The following is a 3,765-nucleotide window of genomic DNA, read 5'->3' as shown; positions in this document are numbered from 1 at the left end:
CGGTTATATTCTGCGCCGCGCAGGACAGGCCCGAAAAACCGGCGATGGGCGCCGTGCCGGCCATGGTCTAGCAAGGGACACGGCCCCGCTGGAGACTTCGCCGTGATCGACCCGTTCTGGCTTCTGTTCGCCGCCAAGCTGGCGCTGACCGCGGGGATCGTCGTCACCGCATCGCTGCTGGTCGAGCGCAGCGGGCCGCTGCTCGGCGCGATGATCGCGACGCTGCCGATCTCGGCCGGCCCGGCCTATGTCTTCCTGGCGATGGAGCACGATGCCGAGTTCGTTTCCGGCAGCGCCCTGGCCAGCCTGGCGATCAACGCCGCGACGGCCGTGTTCCTGACCAGCTATTCCCTGCTCGCCCGGTCGCGCGGCCTGGCGCTCAGCCTCGGCCTCGGACTGCTGGGCTGGGCGGCGGCGGCAACGGCGATCGCCCGGGTCGAGTGGAGCCTGCCTGGCGCGGTGACCCTGAACCTCTGCGTCTTCGCCCTGTGCCTGCCCCTGGCACTGCGGCGGCTGGCGACGGCGACGGCCATCCGCAGTGCCGGCCGGCGGCGGGACATCCCGGTGCGGACGGCCGCGGTGATGAGCCTGATCGCGGCAGTGCTGCTGATCGGCCGCGCCCTGGGCCCGACCGCGGCCGGCTTCGCCGCCCTGTTCCCGGTGGTCACCGGCAGCCTCGCCGTGCTGCTGCATCCGCGCATCGGCGGCGCGGCGACGGCGGCGGTGTTCGCCAATGCGCTGATCGGCATGGTCGGCTACATCCCGGCGCTGGCGCTGCTGCACCTCGCTGCCCCGGCCTTCGGCTCCCCCACAGCACTCGGGCTGGCGCTGGCCGCCTGCCTGCTGTGGAACGGCGCGGTGCTGGCGCTGCGCAGCCGCAACCGGGTCGCGGCGGCCCGGTCCTAGCCCTCGGCCGTGATGACGACCGAGTCGGCCGAGCGCGCGGCCGGGCCGTGATGCACCGCCTCGATGTTGTTGCCGTCGGGGTCCAGCACGAACGCGGCATAGTAGCCGGGGTGATAGTGCCGCTCGCCCGGCCCGCCATTGTCGTGGCCGCCGCCCGCCAGCGCTGCCGCGTGGAAGCGGTGGACGGTGTCGCGATCCGGCGTCTGGAACGCCAGATGGACATGGCTGATCGCATCGCCGGTGCTGACGAACAGCTCGTCCGAGGAGAAGAAGCTCGGCCCCTCAAAGGTGATCTCGCGGCCGAGCGACGCCAGGGCGGCGGCATAGAAGCGGCGACTGGCCGCCAGGTCGCGCACCACCAGATGGACATGGTCGATCAGGCGGCCGGTGTGGAATTCCATCGGGATCTCCCCTTCTGCGTTGCGATCACGGCGGGTCGTCCCGGGTCAGATCGAGACGGACGATCGGCCGGGTCGGGCTGCGCCGTGCCACCTCGCGGAAGCCGAGATCGAGGAACGGGCCCAGCACGCCGGTGTAGATTTCGCCCGGCCCCAGCCGGCGGCCGGCATCGATCGGATAGGCCTCGATCACGGGGGCGCCGTGCGACCGGGCCAATTGCATCGCCGCACGGATCAGCGGGCGCAGCAGCCCGGTGCGGCGATGGGCCCGGGCGGTGACGAAGCAGGTGATCGACCACACCGGCAGGTCGTCGACCGTCGCCAGGTTGCGCGACCTGGCCAGCCGCGGCTGTGCTGCGCGCGGGGCGACTCCACACCAGGCGACGGGATCGCCGTCGCGATAGCCGACCAGCCCCGTCGGCTCCCCGGCCGCGACCAGCTCGCGAAACAAGGCGTGGTTGCTGCCGTCGCGCATGCCGGCGTTGTAATCCGCCCGCGGCCGGCGCCAGAAGGCACACCAGCAGCGGCCGGCATCGGCGCAGCCGGCGAACACCGTCTCGACATCATCGAGCCCGCCCGGCGTCAGCGGCCGGCACTCCAGCGTGGCCTCACCATCTGTCTTCGGCATTCCTAACCCCTGTGCCGGTTGCCCGACCATGCCGGGCTTGCCCCGCCGCAGTCAACCGGTAGGATGGTTAGGCAATGCAGACAGCCGAACCCGTTCCCTCCTATGCCCTGCGGCCGCCGAAACGGATCGGCGGCATGCTGTGCCTGGACTTCATCAACACCGAGATGTGGCGCGGCGACGTGCCCGACCGCCGTGAACGGCTGACCGGCTATGGCGAGCTGGCACTGTGGGCCGGCCATGTCGACATCCTGGACCGGGACGGCCAGCGCGAGCTGCTGCAGCGGGCGGGGCAGCAGCCGGACATCGCCGCATCGGTGCTGGCCACCGCCCTGGCACTGCGCGGCGCGCTGGGCCGGATGCTGGTGTCGCCGGCGGCGATTGCCCCGGCGGACCTGGCGGTGCTGAACGTGCTGCTGGCCCGCGCCCCGACCCGCACCGGGCTGGTACCGGCCAAGGGCGGCTTCGCCTGGGCCATGACGGCGGCGGAACCGCTGGAGCAGCCGCTGTGGCCTGTCGTGTGGGATGCGGCCGAACTGCTCGCCTCCGGCCGCGCCGGACGGGTCGGATGCTGTTCCGATCCGGAGTGCCGCTGGGTGTTCCTGGACACCTCGCGCAACGGCAGCCGGCGCTGGTGCTCGATGGAGGATTGCGGCAACCGGCACAAGGCGCGCCGGCATTACGAGCGCAGCCGGACCACCGCCTGATTGCCTTCAGGCCGGGGCGACGCGATGACGCGCTTTACCTTCCAGCCAGGGGAAGCCTCACAGTGCGGTCACGCCGCCCGAGAGAGGTCCCCGATCATGTTCGTACCCCCTGCCCTGACCCGCCGCCGCTTCCTGGCCGGCACCGCCGCCTCGGCCGCCCTGGTCGGCTTCGCTCCGCGCTTCGCCCGCGCGGCAGTGCCGGTGGAGCTGACCGTGGCGACCCGCAGCCTGGAGGTCGCCGGCCGGGCGGCCACGGTGTCCGGCATCCCCCCGCCGGACGGCAGCCCCGGGCTGCGCGCCGTTGCTGGCGACGCCTTCCGGGTGCGGCTGACCAACGGCCTGGCCGAGCCGTCGCTGGTGCATTGGCACGGGCTGACCCCGCCCTGGCGCCAGGACGGGGTGCCCGGCGTGACCCAGGACCCGCTGCCGGCGGGCACCGGCTTCGACTACGACTTCACGCTGGCGCGCCCGGGGACCAACTGGATGCACTCCCATCTCGGTTTTCAGGAACAGCTGCTGCTGTCCGCCCCGCTTGTTATCGCCGACCCGGCCGAGGCCGGGCTCGATGAGCAGGAGGTCGTGCTGATGCTGCACGACTTCACCTTCCGCGACCCGGCCGAGATCATGGCCGAACTGCGCGGCGCCACAGGCCACGACATGGCTGCGATGCCGGGGATGTCTCACGACATGCCCGGCATGGATCACGGTGCCGGCGGCATGACCGGGATGGATCTCAACGACGTCGAGTACGACGCCTATCTGGCCAATGACCGTACTTTGGCCGACCCCGAGGTGGTGCGGGTGGAGCGCGGCGGAAGGGTGCGGCTGCGCATCATCAACGGCGCGGCGGCGACCAACTTCCACATCGATCTCGGCGCCGCCACAGGCACGCTGGTCGCGGTCGACGGCATGCCGGTCCAGCCGGTGACCGGCCGGCGCTTCCCGATCGCCATCGCCCAGCGCCTGGACATCCGCGTCACCGTGCCGGCCGGCGCCGCGCTGCCGGTGCTGGCGCTGCGCGAAGGCGACAACCAGCGCACCGGGCTGGTCCTGGCAGCACCCGGCGCCGCGGTGGCCCGCATCGCCGGCCATGGCAGGGACGAGGCCCCGCCGGTCGACCTGTCACTGG

General features: G+C 72.3%; 5 protein-coding genes. 3 read left to right on the top strand and 2 right to left on the bottom strand.

Going from position 1 to position 3,765, the window contains the following annotated elements; all coding sequences use genetic code 11:
- Positions 1-102: 102 nt before the first annotated feature.
- A complete protein-coding gene (locus AC3XYG_RS00515; RefSeq protein WP_489137857.1) occupies positions 103-906 on the top strand; it encodes a hypothetical protein in 804 nt (267 codons plus the stop codon).
- On the opposite strand, the gene AC3XYG_RS00510 is transcribed toward AC3XYG_RS00515, so the two are convergent.
- Positions 903-1,307 carry a VOC family protein gene (locus tag AC3XYG_RS00510; protein ID WP_489137856.1) on the bottom strand — a complete coding sequence of 135 codons (405 nt, stop codon included), beginning with the start codon at positions 1,305-1,307 and terminating at the stop codon, positions 903-905. The genes AC3XYG_RS00515 and AC3XYG_RS00510 overlap by 4 nt on opposite strands.
- A gap of 25 nt (positions 1,308-1,332) precedes the next feature.
- Positions 1,333-1,932: a GNAT family N-acetyltransferase gene (locus tag AC3XYG_RS00505; protein ID WP_489137855.1), complete on the bottom strand. Its 600-nt coding sequence runs from the start codon at positions 1,930-1,932 to the stop codon at positions 1,333-1,335.
- A gap of 74 nt (positions 1,933-2,006) precedes the next feature.
- On the opposite strand from AC3XYG_RS00505, the gene AC3XYG_RS00500 reads away from it, so the two are divergent.
- Both AC3XYG_RS00500 and AC3XYG_RS00495 read left to right on the top strand, forming a co-directional pair.
- Complete coding sequence (locus AC3XYG_RS00500; RefSeq protein ID WP_489137854.1) at positions 2,007-2,636, top strand: CGNR zinc finger domain-containing protein; 630 nt, start codon at positions 2,007-2,009, stop codon at positions 2,634-2,636.
- A gap of 96 nt (positions 2,637-2,732) precedes the next feature.
- A partial coding sequence (locus AC3XYG_RS00495) for a multicopper oxidase domain-containing protein (protein ID WP_489137853.1) occupies positions 2,733-3,765 on the top strand: 1,033 nt, incomplete at its 3' end.

Source organism: Inquilinus sp. (genome assembly GCF_057815775.1).
This window is presented reverse-complemented; position numbering and strand designations above follow the sequence as displayed.